This is a genomic window from Treponema primitia ZAS-1 (assembly GCF_000297095.1).
Taxonomy (GTDB): domain Bacteria; phylum Spirochaetota; class Spirochaetia; order Treponematales; family Breznakiellaceae; genus Termitinema; species Termitinema primitia_A.
In genome coordinates this window covers 21,831-38,065 of record NZ_AEEA01000022.1, presented here as the reverse complement: position 1 = coordinate 38,065, position 16,235 = coordinate 21,831, and the positions used below count along the sequence as shown (strand labels likewise).

At 54.1% G+C, this 16,235-nt stretch carries 16 protein-coding genes and 1 tRNA gene; 4 read left to right on the top strand and 13 right to left on the bottom strand.

What is annotated here, in order from left to right; genetic code table 11:
* Nucleotides 1-107 precede the first annotated feature (107 nt).
* The 7 genes from ttdB to TPRIMZ1_RS0102980 form a co-directional block, all read right to left on the bottom strand.
* A complete protein-coding gene (ttdB, locus tag TPRIMZ1_RS0103010) occupies nucleotides 108-719 on the bottom strand; it encodes a L(+)-tartrate dehydratase subunit beta (protein ID WP_010254530.1) in 612 nt (203 codons plus the stop codon).
* Nucleotides 719-1,621 (bottom strand): L(+)-tartrate dehydratase subunit alpha, encoded by a 903-nt coding sequence (ttdA, locus tag TPRIMZ1_RS0103005; RefSeq protein ID WP_010254529.1) that lies wholly within the window; start codon nucleotides 1,619-1,621, stop codon nucleotides 719-721. The genes ttdB and ttdA overlap by 1 nt, the downstream gene beginning before the upstream one ends.
* A 28-nt stretch (nucleotides 1,622-1,649) precedes the next feature.
* The gene (locus TPRIMZ1_RS0103000; protein ID WP_010254528.1) at nucleotides 1,650-2,921 is read right to left on the bottom strand and encodes an SLC13 family permease; all 1,272 of its coding nucleotides are present in this window, start codon (nucleotides 2,919-2,921) and stop codon (nucleotides 1,650-1,652) included.
* An 89-nt stretch (nucleotides 2,922-3,010) separates the two neighbouring features.
* Entirely contained in the window at nucleotides 3,011-3,658 is a 648-nt protein-coding gene (locus TPRIMZ1_RS0102995) for a GntR family transcriptional regulator (protein WP_198429889.1), read from the bottom strand.
* Nucleotides 3,633-4,241, bottom strand: a complete 609-nt coding sequence (locus TPRIMZ1_RS20390) for a GntR family transcriptional regulator (RefSeq protein ID WP_010254524.1) — start codon at nucleotides 4,239-4,241, stop codon at nucleotides 3,633-3,635. Before TPRIMZ1_RS20390 ends, TPRIMZ1_RS0102995 begins: the two co-directional genes overlap by 26 nt.
* A gap of 130 nt (nucleotides 4,242-4,371) precedes the next feature.
* On the bottom strand, nucleotides 4,372-4,914 hold the full coding sequence (locus tag TPRIMZ1_RS0102985) for an NADH peroxidase (protein ID WP_010254519.1): 543 nt from the start codon (nucleotides 4,912-4,914) through the stop codon (nucleotides 4,372-4,374).
* A gap of 36 nt (nucleotides 4,915-4,950) precedes the next feature.
* A complete protein-coding gene (locus TPRIMZ1_RS0102980; protein ID WP_010254516.1) occupies nucleotides 4,951-5,391 on the bottom strand; it encodes a Fur family transcriptional regulator in 441 nt (146 codons plus the stop codon).
* Nucleotides 5,392-5,627: 236 nt separating this feature from the next.
* Here TPRIMZ1_RS0102980 and TPRIMZ1_RS0102975 point away from each other — a divergent pair, with 236 nt between their 5' ends.
* The 3 genes from TPRIMZ1_RS0102975 to TPRIMZ1_RS0102960 all read left to right on the top strand — a co-directional run bounded on the left by TPRIMZ1_RS0102975 (nucleotide 5,628) and on the right by TPRIMZ1_RS0102960 (nucleotide 10,835).
* A complete protein-coding gene (locus TPRIMZ1_RS0102975; RefSeq protein WP_038077700.1) occupies nucleotides 5,628-10,163 on the top strand; it encodes an acyl-CoA dehydratase activase in 4,536 nt (1,511 codons plus the stop codon).
* 173 nt (nucleotides 10,164-10,336) lie between these two features.
* A complete protein-coding gene (locus tag TPRIMZ1_RS21095; protein WP_010254507.1) occupies nucleotides 10,337-10,501 on the top strand; it encodes a type II toxin-antitoxin system YoeB family toxin in 165 nt (54 codons plus the stop codon).
* A gap of 64 nt (nucleotides 10,502-10,565) precedes the next feature.
* On the top strand, nucleotides 10,566-10,835 hold the full coding sequence (locus TPRIMZ1_RS0102960) for a hypothetical protein (RefSeq protein ID WP_010254500.1): 270 nt from the start codon (nucleotides 10,566-10,568) through the stop codon (nucleotides 10,833-10,835).
* Here the strand turns inward: TPRIMZ1_RS0102960 and TPRIMZ1_RS0102955 are convergent.
* Entirely contained in the window at nucleotides 10,801-11,673 is an 873-nt protein-coding gene (locus tag TPRIMZ1_RS0102955) for a TatD family hydrolase (protein WP_010254497.1), read from the bottom strand. The genes TPRIMZ1_RS0102960 and TPRIMZ1_RS0102955 overlap by 35 nt on opposite strands.
* Before the next feature lie 56 nt (nucleotides 11,674-11,729).
* On the opposite strand from TPRIMZ1_RS0102955, the gene TPRIMZ1_RS0102950 reads away from it, so the two are divergent.
* A tRNA-Leu gene (locus TPRIMZ1_RS0102950) sits at nucleotides 11,730-11,812 on the top strand.
* A gap of 141 nt (nucleotides 11,813-11,953) precedes the next feature.
* Here TPRIMZ1_RS0102950 and TPRIMZ1_RS0102945 read toward each other — a convergent pair.
* From TPRIMZ1_RS0102945 to TPRIMZ1_RS0102925, 5 genes are all read right to left on the bottom strand, one after another.
* A complete protein-coding gene (locus tag TPRIMZ1_RS0102945) occupies nucleotides 11,954-12,688 on the bottom strand; it encodes an energy-coupling factor ABC transporter ATP-binding protein (protein WP_010254495.1) in 735 nt (244 codons plus the stop codon).
* Complete coding sequence (gene cbiQ, locus TPRIMZ1_RS0102940) at nucleotides 12,670-13,476, bottom strand: cobalt ECF transporter T component CbiQ (RefSeq protein ID WP_010254491.1); 807 nt, start codon at nucleotides 13,474-13,476, stop codon at nucleotides 12,670-12,672. Before cbiQ ends, TPRIMZ1_RS0102945 begins: the two co-directional genes overlap by 19 nt.
* The gene (locus tag TPRIMZ1_RS0102935) at nucleotides 13,469-14,473 is read right to left on the bottom strand and encodes an energy-coupling factor ABC transporter permease (protein ID WP_010254489.1); all 1,005 of its coding nucleotides are present in this window, start codon (nucleotides 14,471-14,473) and stop codon (nucleotides 13,469-13,471) included. The genes cbiQ and TPRIMZ1_RS0102935 overlap by 8 nt, the downstream gene beginning before the upstream one ends.
* A 212-nt stretch (nucleotides 14,474-14,685) precedes the next feature.
* A complete protein-coding gene (locus TPRIMZ1_RS0102930) occupies nucleotides 14,686-15,309 on the bottom strand; it encodes an ABC transporter ATP-binding protein (RefSeq protein WP_010254487.1) in 624 nt (207 codons plus the stop codon).
* A complete protein-coding gene (locus TPRIMZ1_RS0102925; RefSeq protein WP_026043482.1) occupies nucleotides 15,299-16,234 on the bottom strand; it encodes an ABC transporter ATP-binding protein in 936 nt (311 codons plus the stop codon). The genes TPRIMZ1_RS0102930 and TPRIMZ1_RS0102925 overlap by 11 nt, the downstream gene beginning before the upstream one ends.
* Between the last annotated feature and the right edge of the window lies 1 nt (nucleotide 16,235).

Below are 16,235 nucleotides of genomic sequence, written 5' to 3'. Positions count from 1 at the left end.
CGGTCGGGGCTCCGGAACAGAAAATTTTCCTGAACCGGAGCCCCGCTGACATTATTTTAAATGGCTTTTGTTTGCAGCTTTTTCAAAATACCAGGTTTGGAAATAAATCATTTAATAAAGCTTACCTGGGATGCTATTTCCTTATACACCTCATCCTTACGCTGGTTAAATACCAGCTTGTTCTTTTCAAAGAGATTGTCGCCGTAGGTATCAATAGATACGATGAGGGGGCCGAATTCCTTGACACGACAGACCCAGAGGGTTTCGGGCATGCCGAGATCCCGCCATTCGGCCTGTTCGATCTCCTCCACCTGGGTGGCGGCAACCACTGCACAGCCTGCGGGAAAAACCACGTGCAGGGCCTTATGCTCCTTGCAGGCTGCTTCCGTATTGGAACCCATGCCTCCCTTGCCGACTATCAGTTTGACCCCGGTCTGGGCGACAAATTCCTTTTCGAATTTTTCCATCCGCATTGAGGTAGTAGGGCCTACGGATACCATGAGGAATTTATCATTCCCCAGGGGCTTGATGATGGGACCGGCGTGGAAAATGGCCTTCCCCCTCAGATCCACCGGGAGGGGCATCTTGTGCTCGATCAGGCGGCGGTGGGCCACGTCCCGGCAGGTGATCAGATGTCCGTTCAGGTAGATGATATCGCCGATTCTGATGTCTGCCAGGTCTTCATCTTGGATCGGCGTGGTGAGTATTTTTTTGGCCATTATAGTACAGCCTCCTTGTGGGTGGTGATGGTATGGTTGATCCGGCTGTCAAAGTTGATATGCCCCCGGCGGTGGGACCAGCAGCCGATATTCACCGCAACTCCGATGGTGGAGGGATGCCGGGCGGTGTTTTCAATATGTACACCCATTACTGAATAGGCGCCGGACATGCCCTGGGGGCCAAGGCCGATCTTGTTGATCCCCGTCTCCAGGAGTGTTTCCAGCTTGGCCGCCCGTTCATTGGAATTGTGTGATCCCAGGGGGCGCATCAGGGCTTTTTTGGAGAGTAGGGCGGCGGTTTCCACCGAGGTCGCTACCCCAACACCGACCAGCAGGGGCGGACAGGCATTGAGGCCGTAGCTGGTCATCACGTCCAGGACGAACTGGGTGACCCCTTCGTAGCCGGCGCCGGGCATGAGCACCATGGCTTTCCCCGGCAGGGTGCAGCCGCCGCCGGCCATATAAACATCAATCTCAACAGTATCCTTGTCGGGAACTATTTCCCAGAATACGCTTGGAGTTCCCTTTCCTACATTTTTCCCGGTGTTGTACTCGTCAAAGGTTTCAACACTGTTGTGGCGCAGCGGGGCTTCCACGGTGGCCTTGAGCACCGCATCGGTAAGTATCCGCTCGATTTCTCCGAGCAGGGGGAAACCGGTTCCCGCCTTTACGAAAAACTGGAGAACCCCGGTGTCCTGGCAGCTGGGGCGGTTCAATTCCTCCGCCAGCCGCTGATTCTCGAACATGGTGTCGTAGATAGTTTTGGCCAGGGGACTTGTCTCCCCTTTGCGCAGCTCAATTAACTTGGCTTCCACATCGTCGGGGAGCTTTTTCCCGACCAGGGCTACAAACTTGGCCATGGTATCGGTCATGAGTGTTACGAATTCATTTTTATTTGGCATGTATAAATCTCCTTGTAAGATACTGTTTCTACCCTTTTGGAAAGAAGGGAAATAAAATCGGAAGTAGACTGAGCGCCACTACGGCGGCTACAACAATGAGCGGGAGCCCGGCCTTAAGGTAGTCCCGGAATTTATAGCCCCCAACACTGAGTACCATGGTGTTGGCAGGCATACCGATGGGGGTTGCGTAGGCCATGGAACCGCCGATGACGGTGGCCATCAGGACCGCCCGGGGATCGGCGCCCATGGTGGTGGCAATGGAAAGACTGATAGGGACCAGCAGGGCAGTGGTTGCGGTATTGGACATGAAGTTGGTCAGTACCACTGCGATAAGGAAAACCGCTACCATGAGGGCGAAGGGGGATGCCTCCTTGCCTAAGAGGCCTATCACCGTATCGGCAATAGCGGCGCCGGCCTTGGAGCTTTCCAGGGCGGCGGCCAAGGCCAGGGTTCCGCCGAAGAGGAATATGGTCTGCATATCAATGGATTTATAGGCTTGTTTTTCCGAAATAACCCCGGTAAGCACCAGAAGTATCGCCCCTATGGAACCGGTAACATGCAGGGGTATCCCTATCTTACTTTCAAAAATCATGCCAAAAACGGCTACAAGTATGATGATCAATGAAAGGTTCTGTTTCCAGGCCGGTACATGGCTGTAATCAACGATTTCGCTAAAAGCTGAATCGGTACCCCCTTTTGCGGCGGGAAGGAGTTTATAGCCAAAGACGGCAAAATAGAGGATACCCACTGCCAGGACCGGGAGACCGATGAGGCCATATTCAAAGAAACCGAAGCGAAGACCGATTTTTTCCAGAGCGCTCTGGGCGATGAGGTTTCCCGGGGCGCCTATCAGGGAGAGGTTACCCCCCATGGCTGCGGCAAATACCAGGGGCATCAGCAGCTTGGAGCGGGAAAAGCCGGATTTTGCGGCAATACCGATTACTACGGGGATAAGTACCGCGGCTGTACCGGTATTGGAAAGGACGCCCGACATAAGGCCGGTGATAACCATAACGGCGACGATGAGCTGCCGTTCGGTTTTGGCAAACCGGGTTACCAGGCCGCCGATTTTGCTGGCCATACCGGTTTCGAAGAGAGCCCCCCCGACGATAAACATAGCCACAAAAAGAATGACATTGGTATTTACGAAACCGGCAAAGGCTGTCCTGGCGTCCAGAACCTTGGCAAGTACCAATCCGATAGCGACGATCATGGATGTCAGGGCCAGGGGAATTTTTTCCCAGATAAACATGATGACGGCAAAGAGCAGAAAAATCAGGGTAATGGTGATGGGACTCATTTCTATACCTCTCTCATATAGACTTATTATCATTTATATATGATAATGTATCCATTATTACACCCTATTTGGTTATTTGTCAAATTTTTTTACGAAAAATGGGTTAGAATGTTTTCCATACTCCGGATGATATGAGCGCCCATCAGTTCCCGGGCAAGGGCTTCATTCCAATCCAGCAGGGCTTCGAGGATTTTTTTATGTTCCGAAATGGATATCCGGGCGTATTCTTCTTCCGTTACCTTATGGCCCATTGATAGGCCGTTCCACATCTCCGAGAGGAGTGTCTTAATTTTATCATTCCCCGCAGCGGTCCAGATTGCCACATGAAAGGCCTGGTTATAATTGGAATAGTTAGTGGAGTTCCCCGCTTCCAGGGCTTCATGTGACCCATAATAGGCGTCTGTTATTTCCTGGGTATCCGCCCTGTTCCGGCAGACTGCGGCGGCGGCGGCCTGTTCCAGTACTGCCCGGGTTTCGTAGTGGTCCCGAATCACCCTGGGGGTAATGCCCAGGACTTCGACGCTCCGGTTAAGCCGTTGTTTGATAAGGCCGTCCCGGACGAGGATCTGGAAAGCCTCCCGGACCGGGGTGCTGGACACCTCAAGCTGGGAGGCTATCCCTTCCAGGGTGATGATGGATCCCTCGGTCATTTCCCGGGATAAAATGGCCTTGCGTAGTACCGATGCTACCCGTTCTCTGGCGGGGAGCAGCTTAATTGGCTCCAGATTGCCCAACACTGGTCTCCTTTACCGGCGAGATGAGGGCCTCCGCCAGGGATCGATAGTATTTTCCGATTGCCCGGACTGCGGCTGCTTCATCGGCGGACTTCAGGGCGTCCAGCATATTCCGCTGCAAGGCTGCCGCATCATCTCGCCCGGGCAGACTTTCCCACACATACCGGGGATATCCGTTCAGGAGCCCCGCATGGATACGCTCTATATAATAGTTACCGCTTATACGGGAAAGGGTGTGGTGAAACTGACTTTCGCCGGCATTTTCCAGGGGGGAAAGATCCACCCCGTTCCGGAGGGCCAGCAGGGCAATTTCCGTTTCCACCGCCGCCAGGAGACTGAACGTTTCCCGAATGGTTTTTTCCCGGGGCCCCACTACCTGCATGTGACGGTTGGGCAGACGCCGAAAAAACCCCTCGGTCTCCAGAAGCTGGAAAGCTTCCCGCACCGGCATACGGGATAGTCGCAATTTTTCCGCGAGTTCCTCTTGCCCCAACTCTTCCCCATCAGCGAGTTTTCCGGAGAAAATGTTCTGACGAAGCATGGCGGCAATGATATCCCTGGTTTGCCGACGATCAATTTTATCCAAGATATCAAAAATGTATCCAATATATGGCAGGGGGTCAACGGCAGTCTGGAGAAAGGAGGTACTTCAAAAAACTGGGCGCGAAACGGGCCTCTCTTCCCGTTCCGCGCCCCTGATATCTCGCCTTAATGGCTTATTTGAAATACCGTTTCAGCAGCCCCACAAAGCCGGCGCCGTGGCGGGCTTCGTCACGGGCCATTTCGTGGACCGTATCGTGGATGGCGTCGTAGTTCCGTTCCTTGGCGCGTTTGGCCAGGTCGACCTTGCCGGCGCAGGCGCCGTGTTCGGCTTCCGCCCGGAGTTCCAGGTTTTTCTTGGTGCTGTCGGTGATGACTTCGCCCAGAAGTTCGGCAAACCGGGAAGCATGATCCGCTTCCTCAAAGGCATAGCGTTTGAAGGCTTCCGCAATTTCGGGATAGCCTTCCCGTTCGGCGACCCGGCCCATGGCCAGGTACATGCCCACTTCGGTGCATTCGCCGTTAAAGTTGGCCCTAAGATCGGTCAGGATATCCTCTTCAACGCCCTTGGCGACACCAACGGTATGAACCGCGGCATAGGCGGCCCCTTCTTTCTGCTCGGTGAACTTGGACGCCGGAGCTTTACATTGCGGACAGACATCAGGAGCCTTATCCCCGGTAAAAACGTACCCGCAAACTTGACATACCCATTTCTTCATAACACACTCTCCATTCTCAAAAATATATACAACGGCTTAAGCCGTGGTTTTCACTTGCTTATGTACACACTCGGCGCAAAGGCCGCTGAATACGGTCTTGCGGTAATCAATAACGAACCCATCTTGAGTATGGGACAAATTCTTTAAATTTTCCATAATTTTGGAAAATTCAGCCGGAAGTTCCGGAGCATCGTAATCTATGACCCTGCCGCAGCAATCGCATACAAAATGGGGATGGGGCGCCACCCGGCCGTCAAACCGTTCTTCTCCGTCAACAACCCCTACGGATATCACCGACCCTTCCCGCCGGAATAGGTTGATGTTCCGGTACACCGTGGCCAGAGAAAGGCCGGGGATATCCGATTTTAGCTGATCGTATACCCACTGGGCGCCGGGATGGGAGGTGGTGGACCGGATGCGCTCTAAAATCGCGTCCCTTTTTTTACTATGCTTTCTGTCCGCATTAGCTATTGACATAATCCCTCTATTCAATAATAATTATCATTATTAATATAAATCTTATTTGGAGGAAAGGCAAGTAGTTTTTTAGCATTTGGTTGTTTTTTTGCAGGGGGAAATGAGGAATGGGCTCTATTGAATCAATTTGATGGGATTGGTAAAATAGATATTCACATTCAAAACTTCCATGTAATACGAAACTTTGTTTCGTTTTGATTTAATTGTGCGGCAATCGCCGCATTTAGAGAGGGATTATGCAGTCATTAGGAATAAATATTGGTTCCACTAGTTTGAAGATGGTATTGGTAGAGAATGGACAATCCGCCGCTGATGTGCGGGTTGTATGGAGCGCGGCGGTCCCCCATGAGGGTGATTTTGGCGCGGCGGTGCGGCGGCTTTTGAGCGATGGCAAAGTACCCAAGGGGATTCCAACCCTGGTTACGGGCAATGAAGGCCGGTTTATGTTTGACGCCGCGGGTACTTTGGAGCCCCTTTGCGTGGAATCGGCGCTGCGGGCTCTCAATTTGACCGCCGATGCCGTGGTGAGCATGGGCGGAGAGGATCTGGTGGTGTATTCCCTCAACAAAGAGGGGAAGATCATCAACAACTTCTCCGGGAATAAGTGCGCCAGCGGTACCGGGGAGTTCCTTAAACAGCAGCTTGCCCGGATGGACATGAAGCTTGAGGATATTAACAAGGTGTCCGATGAAGCCAAGGTTTACGCCCTGTCGACCCGCTGTTCGGTGTTCATGAAGAGTGACTGTACCCACCGGCTGAACAAGCGGGAGGCGACAAAGGACGATATCGTCCTGTCCCTTTCCGATGTGATGGCGGTTAAGGTTATCGACTTCCTTAAACGGGCGAAGATCCGTTCCGGCCGGGTGGTTCTGGCCGGGGGCATCACCCTGAACCGGCATATTATTCGGTTTATCCGGGAAAAGGCGCCCCATATTGAGTTTATCATCCCCGAGACAGCCTCGGTTTTTGAAGCCCTGGGCGCGGCGGTGCTGGCCCCCAAGTCCGGAAGCCCCCTGCCGGGTATTGAGCAGCTCCTGAAGCCCAACGAGATACGCTTTGGCGCCCTGGGCGCTTTGAAGGATTGGACCAATAAGGTAAAGACCTTCGATAAGCCCGATGGCAAGGTACAGCCGGGCCGGAAGTACATCCTGGGTGTGGATGGCGGTTCTACCACCACCAAGGCCAGCCTGGTGGACGCCGAAACCGACGAGATCGTGGCGAGCCACTACGGGCGGACCCACGGGGACCCGGTTAAGGCCCTGAAGGAATGTCTGGGGATTATCCAGGAGAAGGTTGTCGCGGATACGGGGGATAAGCATGTCGATATCCGGCTGGTGGCCACCACCGGTTCCTCCCGGGAGATCCTGGGGGTGTTTCTGGAAACCCCCGGGGTGTACAACGAAATTATTGCCCATGCCGTGGGGACCACCTACTTTGACCCCGAGGTGGAGACCATCTTTGAGATCGGCGGGCAGGATGCCAAGTACGTGCTCCTCAAAAACGGGGTGCCCATCGACTATGCAATGAACGAAGCCTGTTCCGCCGGAACCGGCTCTTTCCTGGAGGAATCCGCCTCCGGGGATCTTTCCATACACAGCGCCAAGGATATTGGGCCTATCGCCCTGAACGCCGATGCCCCCCTTAAGTTTGGGGAGCACTGCTCGGCGTTTATCAACTCCGACATACGGAAGGCGGTCCAGCAGGGGGCCACCAAGGAGAATATTACTGCGGGGATCATCGGTTCTATAGTAGCGAACTATCTGAACCGGGTAGTGGGAAACCGTACCATAGGCGGGAAGATCTTCCTCCAGGGCGGGGTGGCCAAAAATGTCGCCGTGCCCCTGGCCTTTGCCATGATGCTGGACAAGGAAATCCTGGTACCCCCCTCACCGGAGCTGATGGGCTGCTTTGGGGTGGCCCTCCTGGCAAAACGGAAAAATGCCGACGGTCTCCTTGAGGAAAAGCCCGTGATCATCGACGACCTTTTGACCCGGGAAATCGGCTATGAGCGGGTCTTTACCTGTCAGTCCTGTGACAACCGCTGCCCCATACAGGTGCTGTCCGTGGGCGGCGCCGGGGGCCGGAAGTATATGTTCGGCGGCCGCTGTAACAAGTACACCAATATGCGTAAGGCCGTTAAGGACGTGCCGGTCTTTGATTACGTGGAGAAGCGCCAGAAGCTGCTCTTTGAAGAATTTGCCGCGCCGGTTTCACCCGCAGCATTACAGCGCCTAAAGCTTAGTGAAGCGGCGGCCAATAAAGCTGAAGTATTAAGCGGTGGGTCCGAAGCCCTGAAGACCGCACAGTTTAGCGCCGCCTCCCCGGCGCCGAGTACCGTTACTGCGGCAGACTATAAACGAAACTTTGTGGTGGGGATTCCCCGGGCTTTCAGCGTGCATACCCTGTATCCCCTTTACTCATGGTTCTTCCACGAGCTGGGTATCCAGACCTTCCTCTCCACCGAGGTAGCCCACGCCGGGGTAGCCCGGGCGGAATCCACCTACTGCTTCCCCGCGGAAATTGCCCACGGGGCGGTGCAGGACTGTCTGGACAAGGGAGCGGATTACATACTGCTTCCCCATTTCCGTGATATGCCCAGTTATGAGGAGGGTGTGCACGCCAACTTTTGTCCCATCACCCAGAGCCTGCCCTATTATATAGAAAAGGCTTTCCCCGATGTGGATAAAAAGAAGTTCCTCCCCCTGGTGGTGAGCTTTAAGTTTGGGGAAGGCAAGGCCCTGGAACTCTTTAGGGTGATGACGGATCTGCTCGGCATAGACCCGGCGGAAACCAAGGCGGCCTTCGATAAGGCCCTGGAAAAACAGTATGCCTATTTCGCCGCCATGCGGCAGCTTGGAAAAGAAGCGATAGCGGATGCCCGCAAGGCCAATAGGCCGGTGATCGCCATTCTGGGACGGCCCTACAACGCCTTTACGGCGGAGGCCAACATGGGCATACCCCGAAAGTTTACCACCCGGGGCTTTTCCATCGTGCCCTTCGATATACTGCCCTTTGAGGACGAGGATATTTTCCCCAATATGTACTGGTACTACGGCCAGCAGGATGTGAAGTCCGCAGCGTTACTAAAGAAAGAAGATAATATCTATGTTACCTATATTACCAACTTTTCCTGTGCGCCGGATTCCTTTATCCTGCACTACCTTAAATGGTTTATGGGACAGAAACCCTTCCTGGTGCTGGAACTGGATTCCCACTCGGCGGACGCCGGGGTGGATACCCGGGTGGAAGCCTTCCTGGACATCATTGATGGGTACCGGGCTAAAAAGGACGCGGTTGAGGGCGAGCGCTACAGTAACGGCTGGCGCTTTGTGGCGGAGAGGACCACGGGAAAGAACTTCGATCTCCGCATCGACAATGATAAGACCGGGGAGAAGGTGCCCATTGTGGGTAATAAGCGGGTCAAGGTACTCCTTTCCAGCATGGGGGCTATCTCCACCGAGTATATGAGCGCCGCAGTACGGCATCAGGGGATCAACGCCGTATCACTGCCGGTGGCTACCAATAAAACTATTCAGTTAGCCCGGGCCCATGCTTCGGGTAAAGAATGTGTACCCAGTCATTTAGTGTTGGGGGGCGCCCTGCAGTTCTTTTTCAGTGAACAGTACCGCAAAGATGAACTCTACCTCCTCTTTGTGCCCATCACCACCGGTCCCTGCCGGACCGGGCAGTATTATGTTTACTACGAAAACCTCTTCAAGGATCTGCGGCTGGAAAATGTGGTTATCTTCATCCTTTCTGCGGATAATTCCTACGGCGAATTAGGCGGCGCCTTTGTTAAGGAGATGTGGCGGGGCTTTGTCCTGGCGGATTACCTTAAGGACATTCAGACCGCCCTTAAGGCAGTGGCGGTGGAGCCGGAGAAGGCGTTGAAGGAGTTTGAAAAATCCTGGCGCAAGGTTATGCACGCGGTGGAATTCAGCCCCAACGATATCTGGAAGGAACTTGAACAGGTTGCCACTGATGTTAAGAAGATACCCCTTAAGCGTAAAGTGGTGGACTGCCCCAAGGTCTTAGTGGTAGGCGAAATCTACGTGCGCCGTGACGACTTTGCCGTAGGTGAGCTTACGGACCTGATGAGTGAGCGGGGCATCGTAGTAAAGGTGGCGGGCATTGCCGAGTGGATCCACTATCTGGACTTTGTCCGGGAGTACGCATTAAAGAAACTCATAAAGCTGCGGAAACCCGGGACCCGGCTTTTCTCCAAGCCCTGGCGGGATTTGAAGAAGCTGGAAATTGAGGAATGGTGGAAACATTCGATAGAGAAAAAGACCCTTGCCATTCTGGAGCCCACGGGACTCATCCCCAAGACTCCCCACGATATGCACGAGATCATGGAATACACCCAGAAACACTTTGTGAACCTGGAACTCAATTCGGAGATCGCCGTCTCCTCCGGGGCTGCCGCTGCAGCCATGGAACACGGCTACTCGGGGATCGTAAACATCAGCCCCTTCGCCTGCCTTATCGGCCGGGTTATCGAAGGGCTCTTTACCCCCTGGGCTCGGGAGCGGAACTACCCCATTCTTTCGGTGGAGGTGGACGGGAACCTCCTGCCCCCGAACATCGTAAACAAGCTCAACATATTCATGGTTAACGTCCTCCGCTTTAAGGGCAGCAACGACCTTTCCAGCTTAGTGGACAAGGCGGGGAGCCATAACAAGCGCTTCGACATCTACAGTGGAACTAACAACGAGCAGGGTACCGGCGGCGCCGGTAAGGCGGAGAAGGAGAAGGAGCTGGTGGGGAAGTAGGAACAAAGGAGCCGGGAACGGTTCCTTTGACTTGCGGGTAAATGATCCATTTTACTCTGCTGAAAATCAGGCGTATCTGCAAAAGACCATTGACAATTATTACTCGGGGAAAAGCAAGCCCATTACAAAAACCTTGGAAGAATTAGAGGCTATGGGGGCGAACCTTCAGTCCGATGATTAGCCTGTTCTTTTTACCGGAAGCCTGGGAAGATTATATTTTCTGGCAGGGGCAGGATAAAAAAACTGTAAATAAAATCAATCATCTGTTACAAGAAATAGATACAGGATTGATCTCGGCTGCCGCTCATTGTCGAATAAAACTCCATATTTTCCTCTAAAAATACAATACCAGATACTACTTACCGGTGATACTTAGTTAGTACTAAACAGCGGGGGTAAAAAATGGTAAAGGGTCCGTGGATAATTAATGTTGATGCCATGCGGTGTAAAAATTGGGTTAATGGTATTGAGGTGGTTTTTCACCTGGATGAAACAGGGCGGCCGTTGGGGAAAATCATGCCCCCTCCCCGGGGCTTAAGCGAAAGGATTCCCCAGATACAGAATCGGATGATCTATGTATGCCGTATGTGGCAAAGGGCAACCGCAGTTTTTTACAAGGTTTACTACCGGCATTTGTTCAGGGAACAGTGGGTGGGGGAAAGGCAAGTCTAAAGAGGTTTTCCGCATTTTCCGCGATCTGCTCCCCCAGGGCTCTCTGGCTGATGCCCCGCAGTACCGCTGCCAGAGTATAGTTTTCTACCACCATCCCAGGGTTCGCCGGTTTACCCCGGTGGGGGACCGGAGCCAGGAAGGGCGAGTCTGTTTCCAGGAGCAGCCGGTCTTTGGGCACGAAGGGCAGGGCTTCCCGCAGATTAGGGGCGTTTTTGTAGGTCAGGTTTCCCGCAAAGGAAATATAATATCCCAGGTCCAGAAAGCTCCGGGCTTCATCCTTTCCGTAGGAAAAACAGTGTATCACCCCCCGGACCTCCGGATGTCCGGCCAGGATTGCCGCCGTTTCCCCCGGCGCATCCCGGGAATGGATGATGATGGGCAGTTTTAACCTGTCTGCCAGATCCAGCAGCATCTCCAGCAGTTCCGCTTCTCCGGCCTTGTCCAACTCCATTCCCGGTGGCAGTTCCTGGTGATGATCCAGACCGCATTCACCCACCGCCACCACCAAGCCTGGCGGCGCTGCGGCGATATGGGCCTCTAGCTGGGGTACCAGTTCCCACCGGCCGGCGATGTTTTCAGGATCCGGCCAGAGCCCCGCACTGAACCGGACCCGCTCAAACCGGGAAAAGGCGGCGATCCGCCCCGGCAGGTCCTCCACCTGGGTACCTATATCGATGATTCCCCCAAAACCAGAGGCAAAAAGTTCGTTTACCAGGGTTTCCGTGTTTGGAAACACCGGAGGAATCCCCCGCTGGGCGAAAAACCGGGCGTTATATTCACCCAGCATGGAAAGATGGGCGTGGGTATCGATTAAAATAGGCTTTTCTGGGTTGAACATGCTTCTTGACCATACCGGATACCCTTGGTACTATGCAATAGGTACAGTGAATTTTTGCCGGGGTGGTGGAATGGTAGACACCGGAGACTTAAAATCTCCTCTCCGCAAGGGGGTACGGGTTCAACTCCCGTTCCCGGCAGATTTAAGAGAAAGGTACGGAAGAACTCCTAGGGAAATTCGTGCCTAAAATTTTAAACCTATTTCCAATAGGAATGCATTATTCATAGAAAATTCATGCCTGAAAATAAAGTCACTCTCATATGCTGCCAAAATATTAATGTTATATAGCTTCCAGGCCGCATTGATCCATCAAGTCCCCGTTTCGCAGCAATTCCGTCGTTGGCCCTTGTGCAAAAACGGCGCCTTCACGGAGCAGAATTACTTGCGGGCATAGGACCGCGGCAAAATCCAGGTCGTGGGTAGCGATGAGTTGGGTGTGGGGCAGGGATTGAAGTACGCCCATAAGGTTTCGCCGGGCTTTTGGGTCGAGAAAGGCGGTTGGTTCATCAAAAAGCATGACCTGGGGGTTCATCGTTAGTGATGCTGCGATGGCGGCCATCCGCTTTTCACCCCCGGATAGCCGGAGAGGAGACCGGTCTTTGAGGAAACCGATTCCCAGCCGATCCAGAACGGCATCGACCCGGTTGTGTACCGCATCTTCGTCAAGGCCCATGTTCCGGGGGCCAAAGGCAAGATCCTCATAGATGCTGGGCATAAAAAGCTGGTCATCGGGGTCCTGGAACACCAGGGAAACCTGTTCCCGCAGTTCCTTCAGTTTCCGCTTGTCCTGGGAACCCTTGTCAAGCTCAATGCCGCTGATACGGAGAACGCCTGATACCAGGGGTAGAATCCCTACCATGGCAAGCAGCAGGCTGGTCTTTCCCGCGCCGTTGGCCCCCACCAGGGCAATCCGTTCCCCCGGAGGGATGTCAAAACTGATCTCCCGCAAAGCCAACGTGGTTGTAGAACCGTAGGCGGCGGAGACGGATCGGGCTTCTATGACGGGATTATCCATGATCCAAGGATAGCAGAAATATCGACCAGCCGGAAGAGGATACAGAATCCGCAAACCAGGGTCAAAAAGATGATGTCCGCAGCGTTCAAGGGCCGGGGATTCCCGGCGGGAAGGTCCAGATCGTAGCCTCTGCACTTCATGGCGGCATAGACCCGCTCGGCCCGGTCGGCGCTGCGCAGAAACAAATGGCCAATAAAGCTTCCCATGTGCTTTAGCTCGATTCCCTTGGCGCCGCCGCTCCGCAGAATATAGGCAGTATACATGGAGGATGCCTCGGCGATCAGTACTGCGATATACCGGTAACTGATCTCCAGGAGGCTGACAAAAAGTGCGGGACAGTGGAAGCGCCGCAGTTGAGCGGCAAGCCGGCATAGGGGCGTAACCGCCATGAGGATCAGCACTGCCGCTACACAGAGCAGGGTCCGCAGCAGGAGGGTTACCAAAGACAGGAGGCCGTAACTGACCGCGAAGTTTCCCAGATAAACCACAATACCCCGTTCAAAGATGAGGTTGGAAATTCCCGCAAAGAGACAGAAGGGCAGAGCCAGGGCGGTACGGCGCAGTAATAGTGCCGGGGGAATATCCCCCCAGGCGATGAGGATACAGGGATAAAACAGAAACGGTACGATCCTCCCCAAGGAATACCGGTCAAAGGAAATGACCGTGACCATGAAGAAAAGGGTGGCCAGTATCTTTACTCCCGGATGCAGCCGGTGGAGACCGCTCCGTCCCGCCGCAAGCTGTTCCAGGGTATACAGGGTCTCCGTTGTACGGGCTATGTCATGCATGACGGTTCTTGACCCGGTGGATTATAAAACCAGCTGCCCCAGCTAAAAGACAGGTAAGGGCCGCACCGACTATCCCCGCCACGGTGGTCCCAATGCCGGAGCCCTCCTCCCCGGCGTTCGGGAAATCGTAGTCCGGCATGAAGGCCGTGGCCTCCTGGATAGCTCCGGCTTGACGGAACGCGGGACCCTCAGCCTCAAGCTCGGTTGTTCCCGCCGTTTTTTCCATAGCCCACTCAAGCCCGTCGGGATAGGCGGAGGCGAAGATCGACAGGATTCCTCCCACCAGGACCGTAATTATCACTAGGGCGATTAGAGGTTTCTTTATGGGAACCTCCGCCGCCAGGGGAAGCCGTTGTTCACTGCTTTGGATGATTTCGGGACGCATTGCGTAGACAAAGCCCAGGACCGCTGCAGTAACGATGCCCTCCACAACGCCGATGGCCAGATGGATGGGCTGCATGAGGAGTACGAAGATGGAGAAGGGCAGGGCGGTAATCCCCGAAGCCAGGGTTTCCAGAACCACCCCGAAGGCGCCAAGCTGGAGCCCTATGACCACCGAGACAATTGAAGCTAGGGTAAGCCGGGGGGTGGTGATGCCCTTTTTGAGGAACGGCTTAAAGATCAGGGGATAGATGAGAAGCGTGGGGATGACCCCCATATTAAAGATATTGCAGCCCAGGGCCAGGAGACCACCGTCGGCAAAAAACAGGCACTGGATCACCAGCACCGCCGCAATAGTTAAGAGCGCCGGGAAAGGTCCCAGGAGCCCGGCCAGCAGGATGCCTCCCCCGATATGCCCGCTGGAACCGGTTCCGGGGATGGTAAAGTTTATCATCTGGGCGGCGAACACAAAGGCCCCAGCCACGGCCATGATGGGGATTTTTTTATCCCCCAGTTCATTTTTGATCTTCACCGTCGCGCAGGCCACAGAAGCGGCGCTCGCGGCCCACAGTACGCCCCCTACGGCGGGGGAAATAAGCGCGTCAGCCATGTGCATAGAATACCTCCAAAAATAGAGCAGGGTTACCGCAGGGCATAAAACGCCCTGCATTTGCCGCACCCGCCTTCATGGCAGCGCATCATACCTTCATGGTATTTATCTTTCGGGATTAGTTCGACTCAGGAAAAACTCTGCATTCATTGCAATCCACCGCCTTCATGACGGTTATAATAGTATTTTAGTAGTAATTCTGGGTAAGGTCAACTGAGCTATGTTATTCCAATGATATCCTCCATCTGAATAAAATCCTCACAGATTCGTTTGCCCAAATCCCGGTCATGGGTTATGGCGATAAGGCCTATGTTGTGGATTTCTATTTCCGCCAAAAGAGCTTCCCAGATCTGCGCCTGGGTAATAAGGTCGAACATGGCGCTAATTTCATCGGCGATGATAAACCGTGTTTGTGGACCCAGGGTGCGGGCAATACAGAAACGCTGCAGCTCACCACCGGAAAGCTCCTGAGGGTAGCGGTCAAGCCAGGCCGGTTCAATCCCCAGCCGGTCCAGCAGCGCTTCCCCGGGGGTGTAACCTTCATTCAGGGTATCCCGCAGTTTAAACCGGGGGTTTACCGCAGTTTCAGGATGCTGGAGGATAAGCTGCACCGGATAATAGCCCTTGCCGAAAACGGCGTCCCCAAGCAGTATTGCTCCTTCGGTCGGCTTTTCATAACAGGCAAGCAGTTTACCCAGGGTTGATTTGCCAATACCGCTGTCCCCCAGAAGGGCAACCCGCTTCTCCTGATCAAAAGTAAGATTGATGTTTCTGAATATCCAGGGGCCTTCGGCATGGATACCGCCGTATTTGAATCCAAGGTTTTTTGCTTCAAGCCGCATGGATGCACCGTACCTTTCCGCCTCTCAGTTCCTGCAGGGGTATCGAATTCCGGCATTCCTCGGTCCGGATCTTGCAGCGGGAAAAGAAGGGACAAATATCCTTCAGTGTTCCTGCGTAAGGCTGAGTTCCCGGCAGGGAGGTAAAATCGTTTTGGGGAAGCGCTCGCCAGAGCGCCCTGGTATAGGGATGACGCAGGCCGGTTCCGCTACCTGAAAAATCGTCCCGCAGGGCGGTTTCCACGGTCATCCCGGCATAAAAAATAGCTATCTTATCCGAGACCTGTAGCGCCATCCGTATATCATGGGTGATGAGCATTACTGCGGTGCCGGAATCCGCCAGTTCCCGGAGGTGGGATAAGGCTTCCCGGGCCAGGGCTTCCGAAAGACCCGGGGTTGGCTCATCCGCTATGATGAGATTTGCCCCCGTGATCACCGCAGCGGCCACGAGAACCCTCCGGGCCATGCCACCTGAAAGTTCAAAGGGGTACAGTTCCATTACCCGGGGCGCAAGATTGTACCGTTTAAAAACTGCCTCAACTTCAGCAGCGCTGTGGTTTTCCCCCATCACCTGATTGCCCACCTTCATAAGGGGATCAAGAAAACTAACCGATTGGGGGACCAGGACTATTTTGTTTCCCCGTAGGGTTTCGAGTTTTTTTTGGGTCAGCGCTTCCCCGCAGTAAGACATTTCACCGGAAACGGCGGCATTGGGGGGCAGTATACCCAGGATGGCATGGGCCAGGAGGCTCTTACCGGACCCGGAGGCGCCGACTATGGCGGCGATCTCCCCTGCCTTTATTTCCACCTCCAGGGCGGAAATAACCTCCAGGGCCTGCCGTTTAAAGGTTCCTTCATAGCGGAGAAAACGTATCGAGAAATCCCGAACCGAAAGGATAGTCTCCGCAGGTTTTGTGTTTTGTTCCATG

Excerpts from the sequence above, each read along its gene's own strand:
- ttdB (WP_010254530.1), bottom strand. The coding sequence starts at position 719 with ATGGCCAAAAAAATACTCACCACGCCGATCCAAGATGAAGACCTGGCA.
- ttdA (WP_010254529.1), bottom strand. The coding sequence starts at position 1,621 with ATGCCAAATAAAAATGAATTCGTAACACTCATGACCGATACCATGGCC.
- TPRIMZ1_RS0103000 (WP_010254528.1), bottom strand. The coding sequence starts at position 2,921 with ATGAGTCCCATCACCATTACCCTGATTTTTCTGCTCTTTGCCGTCATC.
- TPRIMZ1_RS0102985 (WP_010254519.1), bottom strand. The coding sequence starts at position 4,914 with ATGAAGAAATGGGTATGTCAAGTTTGCGGGTACGTTTTTACCGGGGAT.
- TPRIMZ1_RS0102980 (WP_010254516.1), bottom strand. The coding sequence starts at position 5,391 with ATGTCAATAGCTAATGCGGACAGAAAGCATAGTAAAAAAAGGGACGCG.
- TPRIMZ1_RS0102975 (WP_038077700.1), top strand. The coding sequence starts at position 5,628 with ATGCAGTCATTAGGAATAAATATTGGTTCCACTAGTTTGAAGATGGTA.
- TPRIMZ1_RS21095 (WP_010254507.1), top strand. The coding sequence starts at position 10,337 with ATGATTAGCCTGTTCTTTTTACCGGAAGCCTGGGAAGATTATATTTTC.
- TPRIMZ1_RS0102960 (WP_010254500.1), top strand. The coding sequence starts at position 10,566 with ATGGTAAAGGGTCCGTGGATAATTAATGTTGATGCCATGCGGTGTAAA.
- TPRIMZ1_RS0102955 (WP_010254497.1), bottom strand. The coding sequence starts at position 11,673 with ATGTTCAACCCAGAAAAGCCTATTTTAATCGATACCCACGCCCATCTT.
- TPRIMZ1_RS0102945 (WP_010254495.1), bottom strand. The coding sequence starts at position 12,688 with ATGGATAATCCCGTCATAGAAGCCCGATCCGTCTCCGCCGCCTACGGT.
- cbiQ (WP_010254491.1), bottom strand. The coding sequence starts at position 13,476 with ATGCATGACATAGCCCGTACAACGGAGACCCTGTATACCCTGGAACAG.
- TPRIMZ1_RS0102935 (WP_010254489.1), bottom strand. The coding sequence starts at position 14,473 with ATGCACATGGCTGACGCGCTTATTTCCCCCGCCGTAGGGGGCGTACTG.
- TPRIMZ1_RS0102930 (WP_010254487.1), bottom strand. The coding sequence starts at position 15,309 with ATGCGGCTTGAAGCAAAAAACCTTGGATTCAAATACGGCGGTATCCAT.
- TPRIMZ1_RS0102925 (WP_026043482.1), bottom strand. The coding sequence starts at position 16,234 with ATGGAACAAAACACAAAACCTGCGGAGACTATCCTTTCGGTTCGGGAT.